Here is a 1,765-nt window from a genome sequence, read left to right on the forward strand (position 1 = left end):
GCGGACGCGCGGTGTCGTTCCAGCCGTGCAGGACGAGCTCGCGCTCGGCCTCGCCCATCACCTCCACCTGCGAGACCCGCACCCCCGGATCGGCGGCCACCGCGTCGAGGAGGGCGACCAGCCGGCCGGCCAGCTCCTCCACCCGGGCCCGGTCGAAGAGGTCGGAGGCGTAACGGATGCCACCCTCGATGCCCGCGCCGTCCCGGACGGTGCCGAAGGCCACCTCCAGGTCGAACTTCGCCCCGCCGGTCTCCACCGTCAGCTCCTCGGCGGGCAGCCCGAACAGGCGCGGTACCGCGCTGTCGACGGAGTGGAAGGTGACCATCGTCTGGAACAGCGGGTTGCGGGCGCGCGAGCGCTCCGGGTCCACCGCCTCGACCACGGCCTCCAGCGGCAGGTCGGCGTGCGCGAACGCGGCCAGACCGGTGTCGCGGACCCGCGCCACCAGGTCACCGAAGGTCGGGTCGCCGGACAGGTCGGCCCGCAGGACCAGCGTGTTCAGGAAGAACCCGACCAGCCCGTCCATCTGCTCGCCCTCACGGGCCGAGACCGGACTGCCGAGCGGGATGTCCTCACCCGCGCCGAGCCGGTGCAGCAACGCGGCCACCGCGGCGTGCGCCACCATGAACGGCGTCGCACCGTTCTCGCGGGCCGTCCGGAGCAGACCGGACACGGTCGCCTCGGGGACGGTGAAGGTCACCACACCGCCCTCGTACGAGGGCTCCGCCGGGCGCCGCCGGTCCGTGGGCAGCGCCAGCTCCGCCGGGACTCCCGCCAGGGCCTCGCGCCAGTAGGCCGCCTGACCGGCCGCCACCGAGGCGGGGTCCGCCGGGTCGCCGAGCAGATCGCGCTGCCACCGGGCGAAGTCGGCGTACTGCACCGGCAGCGGGGCGAAGTCCGGCGCCCCGCCGGCCAGCCGGGCCGCGTAGGCCCGGTCCAGGTCGGCCAGCAGCGGGCCGGCCGACCCCTCGTCGGTGGCGATGTGGTGCAGCAGCACCACCAGGACGTGCCGTTCCGCGGAGGCCCGCAGCAGCGTGACCCGCATCGGCAGCTCGGCCGCGAGGTCGAACACGTGCCGGCCCGCCGCGACGGCCTCCTCGGCCAGCCGGTCCTCCGCGACCTCGCGCAACGTCACCGGCACGTGGGCCTGCGCCGGATCGAGCACCCACTGGTACGGCTCCCCGTCGTGCTCGGCGATCACCGTGCGCAGCACCTCGTGACGGGTGACCACGTCGGCCACCGCCGCGCGGAGCGCGGCCATGTCCACCGGGCCGTCCAGGCGCACCGCGAGCGGCACGTTGTAGGCCGCGCTGGGTCCGCGCACGCTGTCCAGCAGCCACAGCCGGTGCTGGGCGAAGGACAGCGCGGGGCGCTCGCCCCGTTCGACGGCGGCCGGCCTCGGCCGCTCCGGACCGGTCGACCTGTCGGCCAGTCGGGCCGCCAGCGCCTCCACCGTGCGCAGCTCGAACACGTCCCGGATCCCGCAGTCGACGCCGAGCGCCTCGCGGATCCGCCCCGCCACCCGGGCGGCGAGCAGCGAGTGCCCGCCGAGCCCGAAGAAGTCGTCGCTCACACCCACCGACGAACGTCCCAGCACGTCGGCCAGGATGCCGACGAGGATCTCCTCGCGGGCGTCACGCGGAGCCCGCGAGGGCTGCCCCGCCGTCTCGACGGGTGCGGGGAGGGCGTTGCGGTCGAGTTTTCCGTTGGGGTTGAGGGGGAGGTGGTCGAGGTGGATGTAGTGGGTGGGGTGCATGTAGTCGGG

General features: G+C 75.1%; 1 protein-coding gene. It reads right to left on the reverse strand.

From position 1 onward, the window contains the following. Nucleotides 1-1,765, reverse strand: a 1,765-nt coding sequence (locus tag ACZ6ZI_RS40225; protein WP_469530110.1) for a condensation domain-containing protein, incomplete at both ends; no start/stop codon positions are given.

This window comes from Streptomyces sp. NPDC103540 (assembly GCF_055584445.1).